This window comes from Streptomyces sp. NPDC037273 (assembly GCF_055603625.1).
In genome coordinates this window covers 514,100-536,813 of sequence record NZ_JBVJVO010000001.1, presented here as the reverse complement: position 1 = coordinate 536,813, position 22,714 = coordinate 514,100, and the positions used below count along the sequence as shown (strand labels likewise).

Here is a 22,714-nt window from a genome sequence, read left to right as displayed (position 1 = left end):
CTCAGTGGAGGCCGAACTCCCTGAGCGCCGTGAGGAATTCCTTTGGGCGGTCGGTGTGGAGGAGGTGGCCGGAGTCGAGGGTGACGAGGCGGGCGTGGGGGATGGCGGCGGCCAGGGCGGTGAGGTGGTCCTGGGGGACGTGGCTGGTGGGGCCGCCGGCGAGGACGAGGGTGGGGGCGGTGATCGCCGGGAGGCCGGCGCGCCAGGCGGGGTCGGGGGCGTTGAGCTGGGCGTCGGTGGCAGGGACGAGGGGCCAGTCGAAGGCGAGGCGGCCTTCGGGGCGCTCGGCGGGCGGGCGGGGCGGGTCGAGGGGGACGAAGCCGGGCGGTTCCTCCAGGACGAGGCGGCCGATGAGGCCGGGTTCCCGCTGGGCGAGGAGGCAGGCGGCGCCCGCGCCCATCGAGTGGGCGACGACGGTGGCGCCGGTGAGGCCGAGGGCGTGGAGGAAGCCGCCGAGTTCGTCGCGGAAGGTGTCGAAGCCGTAGCGGCCGGGGTGGTCGCTGAGGCCGTGGCCGCGCAGGTCGAGGGCGTACACCCGGTGGTCGTGGGCGAGGTCGGCGGCGATCTCGGTCCAGGTGGTGGAGTTCTCGCCGCGGCCGTGGACCAGGACGACCGGCGGGGCGTCCTCGGGGCCCAGGACGCGGTGGGCGAGGCGTACGCCGTCGACGGTGACCGTGCGCACCTCCGGGTCGAGGAAGGCGGCGACCAGGCGGACGAGGGCGTCGCCGTCGTCGATCCAGGGGAAGTGCCCGGCGCCGGGCAGGACGACGAGTTCGGCGTGCGGGAAGAAGGCCGCCGCCTCGGCGGCCTTGGCCGGGGTCGGGCCGCCGTCGTACTCCCCCGCGAGGACGAGGACCGGCGCCGTGAGCGCGGCGATGTCGCGGCGGGTGCGTTCCGGGTCGTAGGCCCCGGGGCCGTGGTAGGCCTCGGCCGCCTCCCAGTGCGCCTGCCCGGCCTCGGCGGCGGCGTGCTCGCGCGCGGCCTCGTCCCAGCGGCCGTAGGAGAAGGGGGCGGCGACCTCGTGGTCGACGGACATCGGGGTGTCCGGTCCGAGTGCGTCGAGCGCGGCCCTGGCCTCTGGGTACCAGGGCTGGTCGGCGAAGACGGTGACGGCCTCGTCCCACTCCTCGTCCGTGGTGCCGACGCCGAGCGCCCGGCCGGCCGAGGTGACGAGGACGAGCGAGCGGATCCGCTCGGGGTGGGCGGCCGCGTACAGGGTGGCCAGGTTCCCGCCGGCCGAGTGGCCGAGCAGGTCGATCCGCTCCAGGCCGAGGTGGGCGCGGAGCGCCTCCACGTCGCCGACCTGCCGGTCGCAGCGGTACGTGCCGGGGTCGGCGGGCACGGCGCTCGCCCCGGTGCCGCGGGCGTCGAGCAGCACCAGCGTGCGATGGGCGGCGAGTCCTCCGAGGTCTCCCAGGTACGCGGCGTCGCGCATCGGTCCGCCCGCCAGGCACACGAGGGGGTCCCCCGCGCCGAGTGTCCGGTAGGCGAGTTCGGTTCCGTCGTAGCTCGTGAAGGTGGCCATGGCCCCGATCCTCACGGGCCCCGGACGATCTTCGCAACGGGTTTCACGGAGAGCGCGATACGGTGGTCGTACCGTCCCCGAACTGCGAAGGAACCGTTCCCCCGTGCCCGAGACCCGGGAAACCGCGCTGCGCGGCGACTGCGCGAACTGCTTCGGCCTGTGCTGTGTCGCCCTGCCCTTCGCCAAGTCCGCCGACTTCGCCGTGAACAAGTCGTCCGGCGAGCCGTGCCGGAACCTCCAGGACGACTTCCGCTGCGGCATCCACACCCGGCTGCGCACGAGCGGTTTCCAGGGCTGCACGGTGTACGACTGCTTCGGCGCCGGCCAGCACGTCTCCCAGGTGACCTTCGGCGGCGTGTCCTGGCGCGAGGCTCCGGAGACGGCCCGGCAGATGTACGAGGTCTTCCCCGTGGTGCGTCAGCTCCACGAGCTGCTCCGCTACCTCACCGAGGCCCTCGCGCTGCCGGCCGCGCGCCCGGTGCACGCCCAGCTGCGCACGGCGCTCGCCCGGGTCGAGGCGCTCACCCAGGGCACGCCCGCCGAGCTGGAGAAGTTCGACGTGGGACCCGTACGGGCCGAGGTGAACCCGCTGCTGCTGCGCACGAGCGAGCTCGTCCGCGCGGGCGCCGGAGGCAAGCCGAAGAGCCGCCGGGGCGCGGACCTGATCGGCAAGCGGCTGCGCGGGGCCAAGCTGCGCGGCGCGGACCTGCGCGGGGCCCTTCTCATCGCCGCCGACCTGACGGACGCCGATCTGTCGCTCACCGACCTGATCGGCGCCGACCTGCGGGATGCCGACCTGTCGGGCGCCGACCTGACCGGGGCCCTCTTCCTGACCCAGCCCCAGCTGAACGCGGCGCGCGGCAGCGCCGCCACCCGGCTGCCCGCGGGCTTCGAGCGCCCCGCGCACTGGACGGCCTGACCCGTCTCGGCTCGGGGCCCGGGGTCACCAGGTCACGGGCAGCGAGACGGGCCCCCGGTTGACGGTCCCCCGGCGCCATTCGATCCGCTCGGGCTCCACCGCCGTGGCGAGTCCGGGGAAGCGCGCGAGCAGCGTGGCGAGCATCACCTCGGCCTCCATGCGCGCGAGTTGGGCGCCGGCGCAGTAGTGGGCGCCGTGGCCGAAGGCGAGGTGGGGGGCTTCCTGGCGGGTCAGGTCGAGGCGGTCGGGGTCGGTGTAGACGGAGGGGTCGCGGTTGGCCGCCGGGTAGAAGACGTAGACGGCTTCGCCCTCGCGGACGGTGACGCCGCCGACCTCGGTGTCGGCGGTGGCGATCCGTGGCATGCCGACGCCGTTGCGCTGCGGGATGTACCGCAGGAGTTCGTCGACCGCCGTGGGCAGCCGGGCGGGGTCGGCGCGGAGCTTCGCCGTCTGCTCGGGGTGGACGAGGAGTACGTACACCATGGTGGCGACGGTGTTCCGTACGGCGTCGAGGCCGTTGAGGGTGAGCATGACGGCCATGGAGACCAGCTCGGGGGTGCTGAGCCCGCCGGCGGCGCGGGCGACGGCGAGCTCGCTGAGCAGGTCGTCGCCGGGGTGTTCGGCGCGGTGCCGGGCGAGGTCGGCGAAGTAGCCGGCGATCTCCTTCTTGACGGACTCGCCCTCGGCGGCGGTGGTGTCGCTGGAGAGGACGCCCTCGCGCCAGCGCTGGACGCGGTCGAGGTCGGCGTGGGGTACGCCGAGGAGTTCGGCGACGACGGTCGCGGAGAGCGGGCCGATGAAGGTCTCGGCGAGGTCGGCGGGCGGTCCCGCGTCGAGGAGGCGTACGGCGAGGGTTTCGGCGCGCCGCATGGTGTGCTCGCGCAGGGCGGTCATCCGGCGGCGCCCGAAGGTGGGGGCGATGAGCTTGCGCAGCCGGGTGTGGTCGGGCGGGTCGGCGCGGCCGACGCCGCCGGCCGGGGCGAGGTTGTGCGGGGTCATGGAGGTGATGGGCCGGCCGACGGTCAGGGCCCGGCTCATGCGGGGGTCGGAGGCGATCTGCTTGACGTCCTCGTACCGGGTGACGAGCCAGGCGTGGCCCTCGCCGTGGCGGAGCCGGACGCGGGCGACGGGCTCCTCGCGGAGCAGGCGGTGCGGCAGCGGGTCGAAGTCGGTGCCGGGGAGCGGGACCACGGGCCAGTCGTGGATGACCGGGCCGTGGTCGCCGGTGGGGTTCTCGGGCGGGTTCATCGGGTGGGGGCCGTTTTCCGTCGGACGCCGGCGTCGTGCCGGAGCGGGGTGATCTGTTCGATGTCGTAGCGGACGCGGAGCTTCTCGATGGCCGCGTGGTCGACTTCGCCGCCCGAGCCGAGGATCTCCATGAGCTCTTCGAAGTACCGCTCGTGGTCGGGTGGGGGCGAGGCCTGGAAGAGCATGCGGACGGGTTCGCCGGTGGGGTTGGCGAAGGCGTGGGGGCAGCCGGGCGGCACGAGGATGAGGGTGCCGGGGGTGGCCCGGACGGCCCGCTGTCCGGAGGCGGACTCCCACTCGCGCCAGCTGTCGCGGGTGCGGACGAGCGGTTCGAAGGCGAGGACGTCGAGCTCGCCCTCCAGGACGTAGAAGAGCTCCTCGCTGTGCCCGTGCGCGTGGGCGCCGACGTCGAAGCCGGGCGGTACGACGACCTCGAAGGTGGAGGCGGTACGGGAGTGCTCGCCGGTCACCTTGAAGGTGACGTGCTGGGCGGCGGTGGTCAGGGTCTTTCCGTGGCCGGGCGGCACGATGAGGCCGCCGCCCGGTCCGATCGCTGTGGCGGTCACGGGGTGGCGGGTCCTCTCACCAGGTCACGGGAAGGGTCTCGGGGCCCCGGATGAGGGCGCCGCGCTGCCAGCGGAGTTCCTCTTCGGGGACTGCGAGCCGGAGGTCCGGGAAGCGGGTCCAGAGGGTTTCGACGAGGATCTCGGACTCGATGCGGGCGAGCGCGGAGCCGGGGCAGTAGTGGGGGCCGTGGCCGAAGGCGACGTGCGGGTTGTGGCCTCGGTCGAAGTCGAGCCGTTCGGGCTCGGGGAAGACGTCCGGGTCGCGGTTGGCGGTCAGGTAGGAGACGTAGACGGGGTCGCCGGCCGGGATGGTGACCCCGCCGACCTCGACGTCCTCCATGGCGATCCGGGAGAGGCCGACCGCGTTGCGGTGCGGGATGTAGCGGAGGAGTTCGTCCACGGCCTGCGGTACCAGGGCGGGTTCGGCGCGCAGCCGCGCGAGGTGCTCGGGGTGGGTGAGGAGCGCGTACACCATGTTGGCGCTGTTGTTGCGGACGGCGTGGGCGCCGCCGATCTGGATGAGGACGGCGAGGCCGACGGCCTCGTGCCCGGTGAGCGTGTCGTCGTCGACGGCGTCGGCGAGGACGGCGGCGAGGGTCTCCTTGCCGGTGCCGTGGTTGCGGCCGATGAGTTCGGTGAAGTAGGCGCCCATCTCGGACTTGGCCCGCTCGCTGGCCTCGCGTCCGGCGGCGGCGGAGATGATGGTGTCGGACCAGCGGGCCATCAGCGGCTGGTCCTCCTCGGGCACGCCCATGAGTTCGCTGACCATGGCGAGCGGGAAGGGCCGGTTGACGAGTTCCATGAGGTCGGCGGGGGCGCCGTGCTCCTCGACCCGGTCGAGGAGCCGGTCCATGGTCGCCTGGGCGTGGTCGCGGAGCGCCCGCAGCGCGCGGGCGCTGAAGGCGCGGGCGACGACGCGCCGCATCCGGGTGTGGTCCGGCGGGTCGGCGAAGCCGACGGCGCCCTCCATGGGGATGAAGTGGGGGGCGACGCGGGTGATGGAGCGGCCCCAGACGGCCTGGCGGCTGAAGCGGGGGTCGACGGAGACGAACTTGACGTCCTCGTAGCGGGTGACGAGCCAGGCGTACCCCTCGCCGTTGGGCATCCGGACCCGGCTGACCGGGTCCTCGTGGAGCAGTCTGGCGAGCAGCGGGTCGAAGTCGAGGCCGGTCAGGTCGGGTACGGCCCAGAAGTGGACCTGCGGGATGTCGGCGGCGCCGGGGACGGTGGTGGTCACGGGGTCACCCTTTCCCACGCCCCGGGGCTTCCCGGTCCGGACGCGCCCGAATGCACCCCAAGGCGTGACGTTCGGGCCCGGGTGTGTACGAGGTCAGGCGCGGGGGCGTACCTCGACGTTCTCCAGGATGCCGACGGCGTCGGGGACGAGGATCGCGGCGGAGTAGTAGGCGGTGACGAGGTAGGAGATGATCGCCTTCTCGTCGATGCCCATGAAGCGGCAGTTGAGGCCGGGTTCGAGTTCGTCGGGCAGGCCGGTCTGGTGGAGGCCGATGACGCCTTCGTTGTCCTCGCCGGTGCGGACGGCGATGATCGAGGAGCTCTGCTTGTCGCTGACGGGGATCTTCCCGCAGGGCAGCAGGGGGACTCCGCGCCAGGCGGGGATCCGATGGCCGTGGAGGTCGACGGAGGAGAGCGCGAGGCCGCGCTTGTTGCACTCCTTGCCGAAGGCGGCGATGGCGCGCGGGTGGGCGAAGAGGTACTGGGTGTCGCGCCGCATGCTGAGCAGGTCGTCGAGGTCGTCCGGGGTGGGCGGGCCCGAGTGGGTCTGGATGCGCTGGTCGAAGTCGGCGTTGTGGAGGAGGCCGAACTCCGGGTTGTTGACGAGTTCGTGCTCCTGGCGCTCGCGGAGTTCCTGGATCGTCAGGCGCAGCTGCTGCTCCGTCTGGTTCATCGGCTGGTTGTAGAGGTCGGCGACGCGGGTGTGGACCTTGAGGACGGTCTGGGCGACGCTGAGCTCGTACTCGCGGGGCCTGAGTTCGTAGTCGGCGTAGGCGCCGGGCAGGGCGAACTCGCCGATGTGGCCGGCGCTGAGCTCGATGGCCGCCTCGCCCGCCCGGTTGGTGGTGCGCCGGTGGCCGTCGGTGTGCAGGTCCATGACGTGGTCGTGGAGGTTCTCGTACTGTTCCGCGACGGCCTGGTAGGCGGTGCGGGGCAGGGCGAGGAGGGTGACGGCGGTGACGGCCTTGGCCGTGAACTCCCACGTCGCCGCGCCGGCGAGGACCTGGCCGCCGAAGGCGTCGCCGTCGCCGAGGCGTCCGAGGAGGGTCTCGTCGCCGTACTGTCCGGTGCCGAGCTTCTCGATCTTGCCGTGGGCGATGAGGTAGACGTGGTCGGCGTCCGCGCCGGCGTGCACGACGACCTCGCCGGGCTCGTACTCCTTCTGGACGAAGCGCTCGGCGAGCGCGCCGAGCGCGGTGGGATCGTCGAAGCCGCGCAGGAGCGGGAGCTCGGCCAGTTCGGCGGGGATGACCTCGACCCTGGAGCCGCTCTTCACGAAGGTGACGCGGCCGTCGCCGACGACGTACGAGAGACGGCGGTTGACCCGGTAGACACCGCCGGGCGTCTCGACCCAGGGCAGGGTGCGGAGCAGCCAGCGGGAGCTGATGCCCTGCATCTGGGGTTCGGACTTGGTGGTGGTGGCGAGGTTGCGGGCGGCAGCGGTGCTCAGGCTGAGCCGGACCTCGCGGACGCGGACGGCGGGCGTGGGCGCGGGGGTGGCCGCCGGCTCGGTGTCGACCGACATGGTGACTCCCTTTTCTGGGGGTTCTGTGGTGCTCGCGGACTCTTTCGTCACTCTCCGCGTCCAGGTGTAACGCACCGTCGCCGAGGGCTTCCGGGTGCGGCGCGGGCGGGCTGGAGCACCGGGTGGCGGCAACCGCCCCGTGAGCGCCCCGCACGCTCCGCCGTCCGGGCAGCCGCGCGGGGGCGAAAAGTTCCGCCGGACCCTTGCCAAGGCGGGGGTGTCCACGGTTTAACTGGCCCCTGAACGTATCTACCGAATGATCGGTAGTCCGTTTTACGACGACGGGAGCGGCGCATGACGGAACTGCTGGACAGCGGCGAGCGGCTCGGACGGAACGAGTTGGCGGCACTCCAGCTGGAGCGGCTGCGCGCGACCCTGCGGCACGCGTACGCGAACGTGGACTTCTACCGCCGCTCCTTCGACGCGGCCGGAGTGACCCCGGACGACTGCCGCACCCTCGCCGACCTGGCCCGATTCCCCTTCACCGCCAAGTCGGACCTGCGCGACCACTACCCCTTCGGGATGTTCGCCGTCGACCAGTCCCGCATCCGGCGCGTCCACGCCTCCAGCGGCACCACCGGCCGGCCGACCGTCGTCGGCTACACCGACCGCGACCTCGACACCTGGGCGGACGTGGTGGCCCGCTCCCTGCGCGCGGCCGGCGCCCGTCCCGGCCACAAGGTCCATGTGGCGTACGGATACGGCCTGTTCACCGGCGGTCTCGGCGCCCACTACGGCGCGGAGCGGCTCGGCTGCACCGTCATCCCCGCATCGGGCGGCATGACGGCCCGCCAGGTCCAGCTCATCCAGGACTTCCGGCCCGAGGTCATCATGGTGACCCCTTCCTACATGCTCACCCTGCTCGACGAGTTCGAGCGCCAGGGCGTCGACCCCCGCTCCACCTCGCTGAAGGTGGGCGTCTTCGGCGCGGAGCCCTGGACCGAGGCGATGCGCAAGGAGATCGAGGACCGCTTCGCCATCGACGCGGTCGACATCTACGGCCTCTCCGAGGTCATCGGCCCCGGTGTGGCCCAGGAGTGCGTCGAGACCAAGGACGGCCTCCACATCTGGGAGGACCACTTCTACCCGGAGGTCGTCGACCCCTTCACCGGCGAGGTCCTGCCGGACGGCGAGGAAGGCGAACTCGTCTTCACCTCCCTCACCAAGGAGGCCATGCCGGTCATCCGCTACCGCACCCGCGACCTCACCCGGCTCCTGCCCGGCACCGCCCGCGTCTTCCGCCGCATGGAGAAGGTCACGGGCCGCAGCGACGACATGATCATCCTGCGCGGGGTGAACCTCTTCCCCACCCAGGTCGAGGAGATCGTGCTCCGCACCCCCGCCGTCGCCCCGCACTTCCAGCTCCGCCTCACCCGCGAGGGCCGCCTGGACGCCCTCACCGTCCGCGCCGAGGCCCGCCCCGACGCCACCCCCGCCGACCGCGCGGAGGCGGCGCGGGCCATCACCACCGCCGTGAAGGACGGCATCGGCGTCTCCGTCACGGTCGAGGTGGTCGACCCGGAGACCCTGGAGCGCTCGGTGGGCAAGATCAAGCGGATCGTGGACCTCCGGGACTCCTGACCGGGAGCCCCGGAGCCACGATCGCGGAGGGGCCGGCGGGCGGCCCCTCCGTTCAGGAGAGCCTGATGCTGGAGATCCGGGCCCGGTAGATCCGGCCCTCGTAGCCGTAGTAGTCGAGGCCGCGGGCGTAGGTCGGCTTGCCGGTGGGGTCGAAGAACTGCACGTACGTGTTCCACCAGCCTTCCTTGCCCGGGTCGGTCACTTCGATCGACTGGAGCCAGAACGACTCTCCGTCGGCGGCGCGGGAGAAGGACTTCACTCCGTAGCTCTTCGGCCGGATGTTGGTGAGCGCGAGGTTCGACTTCTCGACGGTCCAGATGGCCTGACCGCCGTTCAGGACGAGCCGGTTCGGGTCGGTGAAGTCCATGTCGAGGCTGTGGCCGCCGAACTCGGTGGCCCACACGTGCTTGTCGACGAGTTCGAGCCTGGCGTTCTTCAGCGAACCGGTCACGCGGTACTTGGCCAGCGTCCACGTGCCGAGCGCGTACAGGTGCGAACCGTCCCACCACAGGCCGTGCGCGCCCGTGAACTCGATGCGCTGGACGGGCGCGGACCCGAGGGTGCTGACGTCGTCGGCGTTGGTGGGGGCGTATACGGAGATGTAGCCCGGGTAGTCGAGAGTGGCGGACACCTTCGCGGAAGACGCCACGACGACGACTCCGTGGCTGCGGAGGTACTCGACCGCGTGCGGGTTCCCGCCCGGGGTCGCCGACCACAACAACGCGTCGTCGTCACCGAAGTTGACGATGCCGACCTTGCCGCCGCCGGCGGCGACGGCGCACGTCCAGCCGTAGCGGTCGGTCTCGCGGTAGCGCGCGTCGTTGAGGCGGGCCCACTCCGTCTGGCTCGGCGCCTGCCACTCCCACACGAGGTTCTCGGGCGTCCACAGTTTGATGGCGTCGAACAGCATGACCTTGTTCTTGAGCTGCTCGGTGATCAGCACGCCGAAGTTGCCCGCGGCCTGGGCGGGCGTCGCCGTGGCGAGTGAGGCGAGCGGAGCGCCCATGCCGATCGCGATGGCACTTTTCAGCAGATTTCGACGGTTCACGAAAATCCCCCCCGGGATCACTTAAAAGTTCGGCCGTCAAGCTAACACCTCCCCGACGAAGATCAAACGGGTTTGCCGGGGCTCTCGCGCGTAGCCTGGGGGGAGGAGGTGGTTGCGATGCTGTCGGACTCCCCTATCGCCGCGATCATTCCGGTGGAGAACATGGAGCGGGCGAAGCGCTTCTACTCGGAGACCCTCGGTCTTCCTCTCACGAGGGAGTCGGCCGAGGACACCAGGTACGAGTGTGGTGGCACGACGATCGGGCTCTACGAGACGCCGTACGGGGGCAAGGCGGAGCACACGTTGGCGAGCTGGAAGGTCGGGGACCTGGACGCGGAGATGGCGACGCTGCGGTCCAAGGGGGTCACGTTCGAGGAGTACGACCTGCCGGGGATCAAGACGGTCGACGGGGTGGTCGAGTCGGACACGATGAGGGGCGCCTGGTTCAAGGACAGTGAGGGCAACATCCTCTGTGTCACGGAGGAGTTGGGCTGAGCGGGACGGGAACGCACGGGCGGGGTGTCAGGCCGCGCCGAAGCGGTCCCTGAGTTCGCGCTTGAGGATCTTGCCGCTGGCGTTGCGGGGAAGGGTGTCCACGAAGTGGATGCGCTTGGGGGCCTTGAAGGAGGCGAGGTTCTCGCGGGCGTGGGCGAGGAGTTGGGCTTCGGTGACGTCGCCGCGCCGGACGACGACGGCGGTGACGGCCTCGATCCAGCGGTCGTCGGGGAGGCCGATGACGGCTGCCTCGGCGACGTCGGGGTGGGTGTAGAGGGCGTCCTCGACCTGGCGTGAGGCGACCAGGACGCCGCCGGAGTTGATGACGTCCTTCACGCGGTCGACGATGGTGAGGTAGCCCTCGGCGTCGCGGACGGCGAGGTCACCGGAGCGGAACCAGCCGCCCCGGAAGGCCGCCCTGGTCTCCTCGGGCTTGCGCCAGTAGCCGTCGCACAGCTGCGGGGACCGGTAGACGATCTCGCCGGGGGTGCCGTCGGGCACGTCCTTGCCGTCCTCGTCGACGACGCGCGCCTCGACGTGGCGGACGGGCCGGCCGCAGGAGTCCATCCGGCCCTCGTGCTCGTCGGGCCCGAGGACGGTGGCGAGGGGGCCGATCTCGGACTGGCCGAAGCAGTTGTAGAAGGCGAGGCCGGGCAGGCGGGCGCGCAGCCGCTCCAGGACGGGGACGGGCATGATCGAGGCCCCGTAGTAGGCCTTGCGCAGCCCGGACAGGTCGCGGGTGTCGAACTCCGGGTGGTTGGCGAGGCCGATCCAGACGGTCGGCGGGGCGAAGACGCTGTCGGCGCGGCCCGCCTCGATCAGGTCGAAGAGGACGGCCGGGTCCGGCCCGTCGACGATGGTGTTCTCCGCGCCGACGGCGAGGTACGGCAGCAGGAAGACGTGCATCTGGGCCGAGTGGTAGAGCGGCAGCGCGTGCACCGGCCGGTCGTCCTCGCCCAGGTCGAGGGCCTCGATGGCGCTCGCGTACTCGTGGACGAGGGCGTGATGGGTCATCACCGCGCCCTTGGGCAGAGCGGTGGTGCCCGAGGTGTAGAGGAGCTGGACGTACTCGCGGGCATCGCGGTCGGTGTCGTACTCCTCCGGTGCCGCGAGCGCGTCGAGGAGCGAGCCGGGGGCGTCCCGGAGCGCCTTGACCGCGTAGCCGTCGGGGACGCGGTCCGCGAGGGCGGGGTCGGCGAGGACGAGCGAGGCGTCCGACTGCTCCAGGATGTACGCGAGGTCGTCGCCGGTCAGGTGGTGGTTGACGGGCACGTGGATGAGGCCGGCGCGCGAGCAGGCGAGGAACGCGATGAGGTAGGCGTCCGAGTTGTGGCCGTAGGTGGCGACCCGGGCGGCGTCCGGCAGGCCGAGGCCGTGGTGCGGCTCCCGCAGGACGGCGGCGGCGGTGGTGACGGCCGCGTCCAGCTCCGCGTACGTCCAGGTGCGGTCGGCGTACCGTACGGCGATCCGGTCGGGGACGCGCTGGGCGCTCATGCGCAGGACACCGTCGACGGCGCGGCTGAGGAGTCGTTCCATGCGGTGATCCTCCGCGCGGCACCGGCGGAAGGTCAAGTACCGCGCGGTGCGCCGTACATGGCCGGACCTCGGATACCGAACGGCATGTTGACAACGGGGCGGGCGGCTGCGTGCATGGTCCGACCCGCAGTGCTCATCGATCCGTTGGGAGGCACGTTGCACCTCCGCACCCGTCTGAAACACCTGGCGCTGGCCGCCGCCGCCCTGTCCGTCGTCACCGCCTCGCTGCCCGGCGCGGCGGCCGCGGACTCCGGCGACCGGGACCGGCACCCGTCCGACCGGGGCCTGTCGGCGGTCATCCGGTACACCGAGTACGGCATCCCGCACATCGTGGCGAAGGACTACGCGAACCTGGGCTTCGGCACCGGGTGGGCGCAGGCCGCCGACCAGGTCTGCGTCCTCGCGGACGGCTTCCTCACCGTCACCGGCGAGCGCTCCCGGTACTTCGGCCCGGACGCGGCGCCGGACGGCTCGCTGTCCTCCGCCACAAACAACCTCTCCAGCGATCTGTACTTCCGTGGCGTGAAGGACGCGGGGACGGTCGAGGAGCTGCTGCGCACGCCTGCGCCGGCCGGGCCGAGCCGCGATCTGAAGGAGCTGATGCGCGGCTGGGCGGCCGGCTACAACGCCTGGCTGCGGAAGAACCGGATCACGGACCCGGCCTGCGCGGGCGCCGACTGGGTCCGCCCGGTGACCGCGCTCGACGTCGCCCGGCGCGGCTTCGCCGTGTCGGTGCTCGGCGGCCAGGGCCGCGCCGTCGACGGCATCACCGCGGCCCGCCCGCCGGCCGCTCCCCCGGCCCTCGCGCCCACCGCCGCCGGCGCGGTCCCCGCTGCCGTCCCCGATCCGGACGACGCGGCGGCCGCGGCCAAGGAGCTGTTCGCCGCCGAGAACGCCACCATGGGCTCGAACGCCGTCGCCTTCGCGGGGTCGACCACGGCGAACGGGCGCGGGCTGCTCCTGGGCAACCCGCACTATCCGTGGCAGGGCGGCCGGCGCTTCTGGCAGTCGCAGCAGACGATCCCCGGCGAGCTGAACGTGTCGGGCGCCTCGCTGCTCGGCACCACCGTCGTGAACATCGGCTTCAACGACAAGGTGGCCTGGAGCCACACCGTCGCCACCGGGGTGCCGCTCAACCTGCACCAGCTGACGCTCGCCCCCGGCGACCCGACGTCCTATCTGGTGGACGGCAGGCCGGAGCGGATGACGGAGCGCTCGGTGACCGTGCCGGTGAAGGACGGCGCCCCCGTCACCCGTACCCAGTGGTGGACGCGGTACGGCCCGGTCGTCGGCGGCCTCGGCGCACAGCTCCCGCTGCCCTGGACCGCGACCACGGCGTACGCGCTGAACGACCCCAACGCGGCCAACCTGCGCGGTTCCGACACCGCGCTCGGCTTCGGCAAGGCCCGCTCGACGCAGGACGTCGCCGAGGCGCTGCGCCGCACGCAGGGCCTGCCGTGGGTCAACACGATCGCGGCCGACTCGGCCGGGCACTCGTACTTCAGCCAGGCGCAGGTGCTCCCCCGGATCACCGACGAGCTGGCCCAGCGCTGCTCCACCCCGCTCGGCCGGGCGACCTATCCGGCGTCGGGTGTCGCGGTGCTCGACGGCTCGCGCTCGGACTGCGCGCTCGGCTCGGACCCGGACGCGGTCCAGCCGGGGGTATTCGGACCGGCCCGGATGCCGGTGCTGCGGGACACCCCGTACGTCGAGAACTCCAACGACAGCGCCTGGCTGACCAACGCCGACCGGCCGCTGACCGGTTACGAGCGGATCTTCGGCACGATCGCGACCCCGCGCTCGCCGCGCACCCGGGGCGGTGTCGAGGACGTGGCGGCGATGGCCGGGCGCGGCGGTCTGACGGTGGCCGACCTCCAGCGGCAGCAGTTCGCCAACCGGGCGCCGGTCGGTGACCTGGCGGCGGCCGACGTGGCCGCGGCCTGCCCGGCCGCGCTGCCGGACGAGCCCGAGGCCTGCCGGGTGATCGGGGCCTGGGACCGGACGGTGAACACGGACAGCGCGGGCGCGCTGCTCTTCGACCGGTTCTGGCGGAAGTTCGCCGGCACGGTGAAGCCGGCCGACCAGTGGCTGGTGCCGTTCTCGGCGGCCGACCCGGTCCGTACCCCGCGCACCGTGAACACGGCGGCGCCGGGCTTCGCGAAGGCGCTGGCCGACGCGGTGGCGGAGCTGCGGGCGGCGGGCATCCCGCTGGACGCGCCCCTCGGGGAGCACCAGTTCGTCGTGCGGAACGGGCAGCGGATCCCGGTGAGCGGCGGGACCGAGGCGCTGGGCGTCTGGAACAAGACCGAGCCGGTGTGGAACGCGGCGGGCGGCGGTTACGTCGAGGTCGCGCACGGCACCAGTCACGTCCAGGCGGTGGGCTGGGACGGCGGCCGGTGCCCGGTGGCCCGCACACTCCTGTCGTACTCCCAGTCCTCGAACCCGGCGTCGCCGCACTACAGCGACCAGACCCGGCTGTACTCCGGCGAGCGCTGGGTGACCTCCCGGTTCTGCGAGAAGGACATCCTGCGCTCGCCGGCGCTGCGGGTGGTGGTCGTCAGGGGCTGAACGACAGGAACACGAAGGCGGCGAAGATCGCGAGATGGACGCCGCCCTGGAGGAGAGTGGCTCGTCCGGGCACCACGGTCAGCGCGCTCACCACACCGGTGAGGGCGAGCAGGACCATGTGCAGCGCGCCCAGGCCCAGCACGAGGGGCCCGGACAGCCAGATCGAGGCGAGCGCGATCGACGGGATCGTCAGGCCGATGCTGGCGATCGCGGAGCCGTACGCGAGGTTGAGGCTGGTCTGTACGCGGTCCCTGCGGGCCGCCCGGACGGCGGCCAGGGTCTCGGGGAGCAGCACCATCAGGGCGATGACCACACCGACGACCGCCTTCGGCAGACCGGCCGACTGGACGCCGTCCTCGATGGTGGGCGAGATCAGCTTGGCGTTGCCGACGACGGCGACGAGGGCGAGCATCAGCAGCCCGACGCTGACCCAGGTCTCCCGCTTGCCCGGCGGGTCGGCGTGGTCGTCCTCCGAATCCTGGCCCGGGCGCGCCACGGGCAGGAAGTAGTCGCGGTGCCGCACGGTCTGGACGCCGACGAACACGCCGTACAGACAGAGAGAGGCGACGGCGGCGAAGGCCAGCTGCGCGGAGGAGAACTCGGGGCCGGGGTGGCTGGTGGTGAACGTCGGCAGGACCAGGGTCATCACGGCGAGGGTGCAGACGGTGGCGAGCGCGCCGCCCGAGCCCTCGGCGTTGAAGACGGCGACGCGGTTGCGCAGCGCGGCGACGAGGAGGGAGAGGCCGACGATGCCGTTGCAGGTGATCATGACGGCGGCGAAGACGGTGTCGCGCGCGTAGGTCGAGGTCTTCTCGCCGCCGCCCGCCATGAGGGCGACGATCAGGCCGACCTCGATGACGGTGACGGCCACGGCGAGGACGAGGGAGCCGAAGGGTTCACCGACGCGGTGGGCGATCACCTCCGCGTGGTGGACCGCCGCGAGGACGGCGGCGATCAGGCAGAGCGCGATGATCGCCACCGCGAAGCCCGGTAGGTCGCGGCCCCAGGCCGCGCCGAGGGCAAGCGCCGCCACCACCGGCCCCCAGGTGGTCCATTGCCGTGTCATCGCCGTGGTGCTCGAACTCATGATCCGCATCCTGCCACATCGGGCCTTTCGCCCCTTTCGTTCGGGCGCCGTGGCCGCCGTGGCCGCACCCGTACGCCGTCGGGGTCCGCGGCCTCAGGCGCGTCCGGCGGCCAGGTCCATGAGGCGGGCGAGGACGCGGTCGCCGGAGGCCGCGAGGCCGTCGTGCTCCCATTCGTTGGTCACCCAGACGCGGGCGCCGCCGATCGCCCGGGCGGTGCGCAGGGAGATGCCCGCGTCCACGTACATGTCGTCGTGGTAGACGGCCGCGGCGAGCGGGACCTCGTTGGCGGCGAGGCGGCTCGGGTCGTACAGGGCCGGCCAGTCGGTGCGGGCGGCGAGCAGCTCGGCCGCCTCCGCGAACGGGCGCAGACCCTTGATCTCGCGGAACATCCAGGGGTACATCATCTCGCCGGTGAGCAGCAGGGGGTCGGCGGAGGCGGCGAACTCAGGGAAGTCGGCGAGCGCCCGGTGGGCCGCCCAGCCGGTCGGTCCCGCGCCCTGCCCGTACAGGCTCTCCTGCAGGACGGCGAAGAGCGGGTTGTCGGTGAATCCGGTCACCGTCGCCACCTGATGCAGGAAGGTGTCGGTCAACTCGCCACCGGCGTCGAGGGCTTCGTCGAGCAGCCAGTGGACGCGCTCGAACCCGTCGCCCATGCCGAGGGCGAGGCCGAGGGTCCGGAGCCGGTGCGGGGTGAGCCGGTCGCCGTCGGGCAGCCGGACGTCGCGGTCCTCCAGGAGGTCGGCGATCTTCCGCAGCCGGGCGGCGTCCTCGGGGTAGCGGGCGTAGAAGTCGAGGACGCGGTCGCGGACCCGGGGGTAGGTGTGGGCGTACACGTCGTCGGCGGTGGCGGTGAGTCCGGGCAGGCCGCCGGTGATGTAGCAGGCGCGCAGCCCTTCGGGCGCCCGGGACAGGTAGCTGAGGGTGATGAAGCCGCCGTAGCTCTGCCCGAGGGTCTCCCAGGGGGTGTCGCCGCAGAGTTCACGGCGTATCAGCTCGGCGTCGGCGACGATCGCGTCGGCCCTGAAGTGGGCGAGGTGGTCGGCGAGCCGCTCCGGCGAGGCGAACCGGGCGGCGGAGCGCGCGGTGACCGGCGTCGAGCGGCCGGTGCCGCGCTGGTCGAGGAGCAGCACCCGGTGGGTCTTGACGGCGTGCGGCAGCCAGCCGGGGGAACCGGCGGACGGACGCGGCGACTTGCCGCCGGGTCCGCCCTGGAGGTAGAGCAGCCAGGGCAGTTCCTCGCCCGCGCGAGCCGGGTCGGCGACCTCGCGGGCGAACACCTCGATGGTGGGGCCGCCGGGGTCGGCGTGGTCCAGGGGGACGGTGAAGGTGTGGTCGGCGGTCGCGTACGCGGGGTTCATGGGTTCCTTCCGGGACGCTGTGGCAGCGGCCGTCGGTTACGGGTGAGGTGTGAGGTGTGACATGGCATAGGTGCCGTGTCGGACGCCGCGCCCCCGCCGTCATCCGCCGGACGGACCCTACGCCTCGGACGGACCGCCGCCCTTGGCCCACAGGGAGCGGACGTGGCCCAGGTGCCGGGTCATGCAGGCCTGGGCGGCCTCGGCGTCGCCGGCGAGCATGAGGTCGAGGAGCTCCAGGTGCTCCTCGGCGGACGGCAGGAGGTTGCCGCTCTCGTCGAGGGCGGTGAGGCCGTAGAGCCGGGACCGCTTGCGCAGGTCGCCGACGGTCTCGACGAGCCGTTGGTTGCCCGCGAGGCCCAGCAGGGTGAGGTGGAAGAGCCGGTCCGACTCCAGATAGCCGATGAGGTCGTGCTCGCGGGCCGCGCGGACGATGTCCTCGGCGACCGGCCGGAGGGCCTCCAGGTCCTCGCGGGCGGCGACGCGGGTGACCCGGCCGACCGTGGGGATCTCGATGAGCGCCCGGATCTCGTTGTACTGGTCGAGGTCGCGCTCGTCGACCTCGGTGACCCGGAAGCCCTTGTTGCGTACGGGTTCGACCAGGCCCTCGCGGGCGAGGTCGAGCATCGCCTCGCGGACCGGGGTGGCGGAGATGCCGAAGTCCTCGGCGAGCGTCGGCGCCGAGTACACCACCCCGGGCCGCAGCTCGCCCGAGATGAGGGCGGCGCGCAGGGCATGGGCGACCTGGTCGCGCAGCCGCTCTCTGGAGGCGTTGAGGTCGCGCTGGGTCAGATGCCCCATGACGGTGGTGATCCCTTCGTTCCGTTCGACATCACCACCGTACGATGTCACGCTCCGGCGCCCGCGGGGTTGAGCGTGTACGTCCGTCCCGAGGTGTAGAACTCGAGCGCGGCGGCGCCCTGCTCGCGGGGCCCGTGACTGGACGCCTTGGAGCCGCCGAACGGCAGGTGGAAGTCGACGCCGGTGGAGGGGGCGTTGATCCGGATCATGCCGGTGTCGAGCAGGTCGAGGCCGTAGAGGGCGGTGTTGAGGTCCGCCGTGTGGACCGAGGTGACGAGGCCGTACGGCACCGAGTTGGTGATCCGGACGGCGTGCGCGAGGTCGTCGGCGGCGAGCAGCGAGGCGACGGGTCCGAAGACCTCCTCGCGGAGCAGCCGGTGTCCGGGCGACACCTTCTCGACCAGGGTCGGCTCGACGAACCAGCCGGTCCTGTCGGGTACGGTGCCGCCCGCGAGCACGGAGAGTCCCCGGGTGGCCTCGACGACCTGGTCGCGAGCGTACTCGGCGACGAGGGGCCCGCAGACGGTGGCCGGGTCGGCGGGGTCGCCGACGGGGACGGCCCGCAGGGCTTCGGAGAGCGCCTCGCGCAGCGGGTCGAGGGCTGCGCCGACGGCGATGACCCGGCTGGTGGCCGTGCACTTCTGGCCCGCGTACCCGGCGATGGAGGCGGCGATGTGGGCGGCGGCCTGCGCGATGTCCGCGTCCGGCAGGACGAGCGCCGCGTTCAGGCCGCCCATCTCGGCCTGCGCCGGGATGCCGCGGGCGGCCGCGGCCCGTGCGACGGCGCGGCCGACGGGGGTGGAGCCGGTGAAGGAGACGACGTCGACGGCGGAGACGAGCGCGTTGCCCTCGGTCGCCCCGCCGGGCAGGACGGTGAACACGCCCTCGGGGAGCGCCGCCGAGACGATCTCCGCCAGGCGCTGGGCGCAGGCGGTGGCCTCGGGGGCCGGCTTGAGGACGACCGCGTTCCCGGTCGCGAGTGCCGGTGCGGCCTTCCAGGTCGGGATGGCGAAGGGGAAGTTCCAGGGGGTGATGAGGCCGGCCACGCCGTGCGGGCGGCGGCGGGTGAGCAGCAGCCCGGCTCCCGCCGCGGTCTCGTGGACGGCGCCGGTGGGCTCGAAGGGCGCCTGGGCGTAGTAGCGCCAGATCGCCACCGTGCGGGCGACTTCGGCCCTGGCTTCGCCGATGGGCTTGCCGACCTCGCGGACGGCGAGGGCGGCGAGTTCGGCGGCCGCGGCCTCGATGCCGTCGGCGACCGCGCCGAGCGCTGCCGAGCGGGCGGCCGCCCCGGCGCGCAGCCAGCCGGGCTGGGCGGCGCGGGCGCGTTCGACGGTGTCGACGGCCGCGAAGGCGCCGGGTGCGGGGATCCGCAGGAGCACGTCGGCCGGGTCCGCGGGGTTCCGGGAGGTGAGGAGGGGAAGCGTGTCGTTCACAGGAGGAAGCCTCCGGGGAAGGGGTCGTGCGGGTCGAGGAAGTACTGTGCGGTGCCGGTGATCCAGGCGCGGCCGGTGACGGTGGGGATGACGGCGGGCAGGCCGCCGACTTCGGTCTCGGCGGTGAGGCGGCCGGTGAACTCGGTGCCGATGAAGGACTCGTTGACGAAGTCGCGTTCCAGTGGGAGGTGTCCTCGGGCGTGGAGCTGGGCCATGCGGGCGGAGGTGCCGGTGCCGCAGGGCGAGCGGTCGAACCAGCCGGGGTGGATGGCCATCGCGTGGCGCGAGCGGGTCGCGTCGGAGCCGGGGGCGGCCAGGTAGACGTGTTTGAGGCCGGCGATCTCGGGGTGGGTGGGGTGGACGGGCCGGTCCGGTGAGGCGTTGACCGCGTCCATGACGGCCAGGCCGGCGGCGAGCAGGTCGTCCTTGCGGGCCCGGTCGAAGGGCAGGCCCAGGGCGTCGAGGTCGACGAAGGCGTAGAAGTTGCCGCCGTAGGCCAGGTCGTAGGTGACCGTGCCGTGGCCGGGGACCTCGGCCTTCAGGTCCAGGCCGACGCTGAAGGCGGGCACGTTGGTGAAGGTGACCGCCTTCGCCGCCCCGTCCTCGACGCGTACGTCGACGCTGACCAAGCCGGCCGGGGTGTCGAGGCGGACGGTGGTGACGGGCTCGACGACCGGGACCATGCCCGTCTCCACCAGTACCGTCGCCACCCCGATGGTGCCGTGGCCGCACATCGGAAGGAGTCCCGAGACCTCGATGTACAGCACGCCGTAGTCGGCGTCGGGGCGGGTGGGCGGCTGCAGGATCGCCCCGCTCATCGCCGCGTGCCCCCGCGGCTCGTACATCAGCAGGGTCCGCAGGTGGTCCATGTGCTCGATGAAGTGCACCCGGCGCTCGGCCATGGTGGCACCGGGGATCACCCCGACACCCCCGGTGATCACACGGGTGGGCATGCCCTCGGTGTGCGAGTCGACGGCGTGGAAGACATGACGCGTACGCACGGGAATCCTTTCGGTCGAGGGGCGGGGGCGGGCGTCAGCGGTGACCTTCGGCGATGGCCTTCTCGGTGGCGGTGCGCACGGCGGCCTCGACGGCCCCGGTCAGCGGGTGGCGCGGCGGACGGGTCGGGCCGCCCTGGCGTCCGGCGAGGTCCATGGAGAGCTTGATGGACTGCACGAACTCGGTCTTGGAGTCCCAGCGCAGCAGCGAGTGCAGGGACTTGTACAGCGGCACGGCGGTGGCCAGGTCGCCTCCGACGGCGGCGTGGTACAGCTCGGCGCAGCTGGTGGGGAACGCGTTGGGATAGCCGGCGATCCAGCCGACGGCCCCGGCGAGGGCGAGTTCCAGGAGGACGTCGTCGGCGCCGATCAGGAGGTCGAGCCCGGGGGCGAGTTCGGCGATCTCGTACGCCCTGCGCACGTCACCGCTGAACTCCTTGACGGCGACGATGCTGCCGTCGGCGTACAGGTTCGCGAGCAGCGAAGGGGTCAGGTCGACCTTGGTGTCGATCGGGTTGTTGTAGGCGACGACGGGCAGGCCGGCCTTGGCGACCTCGGCGTAGTGGGCGCGTACGGCGGGTTCGTCGGCGCGGTAGGCGTTGGGCGGCAGGAGGAGGACCGATCCGGCACCCGCCTCGGCGGCCTGCTCGGCCCAGCGCCGCGACTCGGCACTGCCGTACGCGGCGACGCCCGGCATGACCCGCGCCCCGTCACCGGCCGCCGCGACCGCGGTACGGACGACCTCCGCGCGCTCCGCGTCGGTGAGGGTCTGGTACTCGCCGAGGGAACCGTTCGGCACGACACCGTCGCAGCCGTTCGCGATCAGCCAGGACACGTGCTCGGCGTAGGCGTCGTAGTCGACGGAGCGGTCCTCGCGGAAGGGGAGGGTGGTGGCGACCATGATGCCGCGCCAGGGGCGGTCGGTGTTCCAGGTGGTGGCGGTCATGTCGACGGCCTTTCTGTAGTGTGTGACATTTTATAAGGGGGTAGGAAGAGAGGCCCCCTGATGGGCCTCTCCCCCGGGTGGGGTCTAGTGCGGGCCGTCCGGCCCGGGTGTCTCCTCCAGCGCGGCGAGCGCCGAGAGGCGGACCGGTACGGCGAACGGGCGGCGCTCGGAGGGCGGTTCGGCCTCGCCGCCGCGTGCCGCGAGGCAGGCGACGGCCGTGCCGCACATCCGCCCCTGGCACCAGCCCATGCCGGCCCGGGTGAGGAGTTTGACCGTCCGCGCGTCCCGCGCCCCGAGCTCGGCGACCGCCTCGCGGACGCGTCCGGCGGGCACCTCCTCGCAGCGGCAGACGTCCGTGTCGTCGTCCAGCCAGGCCTGCCAGCCGGGACCGGGGGCGTGGGCCGCGGACATCACGTCCGCGAAGGCGCGCATCCGATCCCGGCGGCGCCGGAGTCCACCGGTCCCGGCGACCGCGGGGCGGCCCCGGAGGCGGGCGGCGACGGCGCGGGCCGCGAGCTCGCCCTCGGTGCGGGCGAGTTCGGCGCCTCCCACGCCGCCGGTCTCGCCCGCCGCCCACAGTCCGGCCACCGAGGTCTCCTGGGTGACGTCCAGGACGAGGCCCAGGGTGCCGTCGGGCAGCGGCCGGGTGGCGCAGCCGACGGCCGTGGCCAGTTCGATCTGCGGGACGAGGCCGTGTCCGACGGCGAGCGCGTCGCAGGGGATGCGGCGGCCCGTCCCCGGCACGGGCCGCCAGTCGCCGTCGAGGCGGCTGACGGTGACGGCCTCCACCCGGTCGGTGCCGTGCACCTCGGTGACGGCGCTGCCCGGCACCACCCGCACGCGGTGCCTGAGCAGCGCGGCCCCGTGCACCAGGGCCTCGGCCGCCTTGCGGGGGTTGGTCAGGAGCGCCCGGGGGCTGCGGGCGTACCGCAGATAGCCGGCGGCCTCGACGACGGCGGGCACCCGGGCGCCGGCCGCCGCGAGGGACGAGGCGACGGCGAGCAGCAGCGGGCCGCTGCCCGCGACGACGACGCGGCGGCCGGGCAGCACGAGCCCGGACTTGAGCATCGCCTGCGCTCCCCCGGCGCCGACGACGCCCGGCAGGGTCCAGCCGGGAAAGGGCAGCTGGCGCTCGTACGCCCCGGTGGCGAGGAGCAGCGCCCGCGCCCTGACGCGGGCGGGCCGTTCGTCGGCGCCGTCGGCGCCGGTGACCGCGTGCACGGTCCAGGTGCCGTCGGCCTCCCGCACGGTGGACCAGACGTGATGCCCGGACAGATGGGTGACACGGCTGTCGGCCAGGCGTCGGCGCAGGTCGGAGAAGGCCGACCAGTCGTGGTGGAGGGCCTCGGGCCGTACCGCGCCCAGGGCGGGCGCGGGGTGCCGGTAGAACTGTCCGCCGGTCTGGGCGGAGGCGTCGAGGAGGGCGACGGAGAGGCCGAGTTCGGCGGCGGTGACGGCGCCCGCGAGTCCGGCGGAGCCCGCGCCGACGACGGCGAGGTCGTAGGTCGCGCCGGGCGCGTCCGGTTCAGACGGCGAGGCGGTCATGGCCGTGTCCCTCCTGGGTGGTGATCGCGTCGCCGGGGCGCGCGGGGACCAGACAGGCGCGGCGGTTGGGTTCGCCGTTGACCGTGGCGAGGCAGTCGTAGCACTGTCCGATGCCGCAGAAGGCGCCGCGGGGCCGGCCGCCGTCCCGGGTGGTGCGCCAGGCGAGGATGCCGGCGCCCCAGAGGGCGGCGGCGACGGTCTGGCCCGGCAGGGCGGTGACGCGCCGGCCGTCGAAGGTGATCTCGAACGGTGGTTCGGGTTGTGCGCCGACGAGGTCGGCGGGGGTGCGGGCCACGGGCCC

The 22,714-nt window shown here is 73.1% G+C and carries 19 protein-coding genes; 4 read left to right on the top strand and 15 right to left on the bottom strand.

Annotated features, from left to right (window positions below; all coding sequences use genetic code 11):
* Position 1 precedes the first annotated feature (1 nt).
* Positions 2 to 1,525, bottom strand: coding sequence for an alpha/beta fold hydrolase (locus ACZ7G1_RS02325; RefSeq protein WP_470880069.1), 1,524 nt, complete (start codon positions 1,523 to 1,525; stop codon positions 2 to 4).
* A 103-nt stretch (positions 1,526 to 1,628) separates the two neighbouring features.
* On the opposite strand from ACZ7G1_RS02325, the gene ACZ7G1_RS02320 reads away from it, so the two are divergent.
* Positions 1,629 to 2,444: a pentapeptide repeat-containing protein gene (locus ACZ7G1_RS02320; RefSeq protein ID WP_470880071.1), complete on the top strand. Its 816-nt coding sequence runs from the start codon at positions 1,629 to 1,631 to the stop codon at positions 2,442 to 2,444.
* A gap of 24 nt (positions 2,445 to 2,468) precedes the next feature.
* Here the strand turns inward: ACZ7G1_RS02320 and ACZ7G1_RS02315 are convergent, their stop codons facing one another.
* The 4 genes from ACZ7G1_RS02315 to ACZ7G1_RS02300 form a co-directional block, all read right to left on the bottom strand.
* Positions 2,469 to 3,692, bottom strand: coding sequence for a cytochrome P450 (locus ACZ7G1_RS02315; RefSeq protein ID WP_470880073.1), 1,224 nt, complete (start codon positions 3,690 to 3,692; stop codon positions 2,469 to 2,471).
* Positions 3,689 to 4,258 carry a cupin domain-containing protein gene (locus ACZ7G1_RS02310; RefSeq protein ID WP_470880075.1) on the bottom strand — a complete coding sequence of 190 codons (570 nt, stop codon included), beginning with the start codon at positions 4,256 to 4,258 and terminating at the stop codon, positions 3,689 to 3,691. Before ACZ7G1_RS02310 ends, ACZ7G1_RS02315 begins: the two co-directional genes overlap by 4 nt.
* 16 nt (positions 4,259 to 4,274) lie before the next feature.
* Positions 4,275 to 5,495: a cytochrome P450 gene (locus tag ACZ7G1_RS02305; protein ID WP_470880077.1), complete on the bottom strand. Its 1,221-nt coding sequence runs from the start codon at positions 5,493 to 5,495 to the stop codon at positions 4,275 to 4,277.
* Positions 5,496 to 5,588: 93 nt separating this feature from the next.
* On the bottom strand, positions 5,589 to 7,019 hold the full coding sequence (locus tag ACZ7G1_RS02300) for a family 2B encapsulin nanocompartment shell protein (RefSeq protein ID WP_470880078.1): 1,431 nt from the start codon (positions 7,017 to 7,019) through the stop codon (positions 5,589 to 5,591).
* Positions 7,020 to 7,313: 294 nt separating this feature from the next.
* Between ACZ7G1_RS02300 and paaK the strand changes: the two genes are divergently transcribed.
* Complete coding sequence (gene paaK, locus ACZ7G1_RS02295; RefSeq protein WP_470880080.1) at positions 7,314 to 8,600, top strand: phenylacetate--CoA ligase PaaK; 1,287 nt, start codon at positions 7,314 to 7,316, stop codon at positions 8,598 to 8,600.
* Positions 8,601 to 8,652: 52 nt separating this feature from the next.
* Here paaK and ACZ7G1_RS02290 read toward each other — a convergent pair whose 3' ends face one another.
* Entirely contained in the window at positions 8,653 to 9,648 is a 996-nt protein-coding gene (locus tag ACZ7G1_RS02290; RefSeq protein ID WP_470880082.1) for a hypothetical protein, read from the bottom strand.
* Between the two features lie 117 nt (positions 9,649 to 9,765).
* Between ACZ7G1_RS02290 and ACZ7G1_RS02285 the strand changes: the two genes are divergently transcribed.
* Complete coding sequence (locus tag ACZ7G1_RS02285; RefSeq protein ID WP_470880084.1) at positions 9,766 to 10,143, top strand: VOC family protein; 378 nt, start codon at positions 9,766 to 9,768, stop codon at positions 10,141 to 10,143.
* Between the two features lie 27 nt (positions 10,144 to 10,170).
* Here ACZ7G1_RS02285 and ACZ7G1_RS02280 read toward each other — a convergent pair whose 3' ends face one another.
* Positions 10,171 to 11,679 carry a fatty acyl-CoA synthetase gene (locus ACZ7G1_RS02280; protein WP_470880086.1) on the bottom strand — a complete coding sequence of 503 codons (1,509 nt, stop codon included), beginning with the start codon at positions 11,677 to 11,679 and terminating at the stop codon, positions 10,171 to 10,173.
* A 156-nt stretch (positions 11,680 to 11,835) separates the two neighbouring features.
* Between ACZ7G1_RS02280 and ACZ7G1_RS02275 the strand changes: the two genes are divergently transcribed.
* A complete protein-coding gene (locus tag ACZ7G1_RS02275; protein WP_470880088.1) occupies positions 11,836 to 14,247 on the top strand; it encodes a penicillin acylase family protein in 2,412 nt (803 codons plus the stop codon).
* On the opposite strand, the gene ACZ7G1_RS02270 is transcribed toward ACZ7G1_RS02275, so the two are convergent.
* The 8 genes from ACZ7G1_RS02270 to ACZ7G1_RS02235 all read right to left on the bottom strand — a co-directional run bounded on the left by ACZ7G1_RS02270 (position 14,237) and on the right by ACZ7G1_RS02235 (position 22,708).
* Positions 14,237 to 15,334, bottom strand: coding sequence for a calcium:cation antiporter (locus tag ACZ7G1_RS02270; protein WP_470880090.1), 1,098 nt, complete (start codon positions 15,332 to 15,334; stop codon positions 14,237 to 14,239). The genes ACZ7G1_RS02275 and ACZ7G1_RS02270 overlap by 11 nt on opposite strands.
* Before the next feature lie 93 nt (positions 15,335 to 15,427).
* The gene (locus ACZ7G1_RS02265; protein WP_470880092.1) at positions 15,428 to 16,693 is read right to left on the bottom strand and encodes an alpha/beta fold hydrolase; all 1,266 of its coding nucleotides are present in this window, start codon (positions 16,691 to 16,693) and stop codon (positions 15,428 to 15,430) included.
* A 117-nt stretch (positions 16,694 to 16,810) separates the two neighbouring features.
* Positions 16,811 to 17,491: a GntR family transcriptional regulator gene (locus tag ACZ7G1_RS02260; protein WP_470880094.1), complete on the bottom strand. Its 681-nt coding sequence runs from the start codon at positions 17,489 to 17,491 to the stop codon at positions 16,811 to 16,813.
* A 47-nt stretch (positions 17,492 to 17,538) separates the two neighbouring features.
* Entirely contained in the window at positions 17,539 to 18,924 is a 1,386-nt protein-coding gene (locus tag ACZ7G1_RS02255; RefSeq protein WP_470880095.1) for an aldehyde dehydrogenase family protein, read from the bottom strand.
* Positions 18,921 to 19,925 (bottom strand): proline racemase family protein, encoded by a 1,005-nt coding sequence (locus tag ACZ7G1_RS02250; protein ID WP_471203932.1) that lies wholly within the window; start codon positions 19,923 to 19,925, stop codon positions 18,921 to 18,923. Before ACZ7G1_RS02250 ends, ACZ7G1_RS02255 begins: the two co-directional genes overlap by 4 nt.
* Before the next feature lie 34 nt (positions 19,926 to 19,959).
* Complete coding sequence (locus ACZ7G1_RS02245) at positions 19,960 to 20,868, bottom strand: dihydrodipicolinate synthase family protein (protein WP_470877706.1); 909 nt, start codon at positions 20,866 to 20,868, stop codon at positions 19,960 to 19,962.
* A gap of 84 nt (positions 20,869 to 20,952) precedes the next feature.
* Complete coding sequence (locus tag ACZ7G1_RS02240) at positions 20,953 to 22,413, bottom strand: FAD-dependent oxidoreductase (protein WP_470877705.1); 1,461 nt, start codon at positions 22,411 to 22,413, stop codon at positions 20,953 to 20,955.
* Positions 22,394 to 22,708, bottom strand: a complete 315-nt coding sequence (locus tag ACZ7G1_RS02235; RefSeq protein ID WP_470877704.1) for a (2Fe-2S)-binding protein — start codon at positions 22,706 to 22,708, stop codon at positions 22,394 to 22,396. Before ACZ7G1_RS02235 ends, ACZ7G1_RS02240 begins: the two co-directional genes overlap by 20 nt.
* Positions 22,709 to 22,714: the final 6 nt, after the last annotated feature.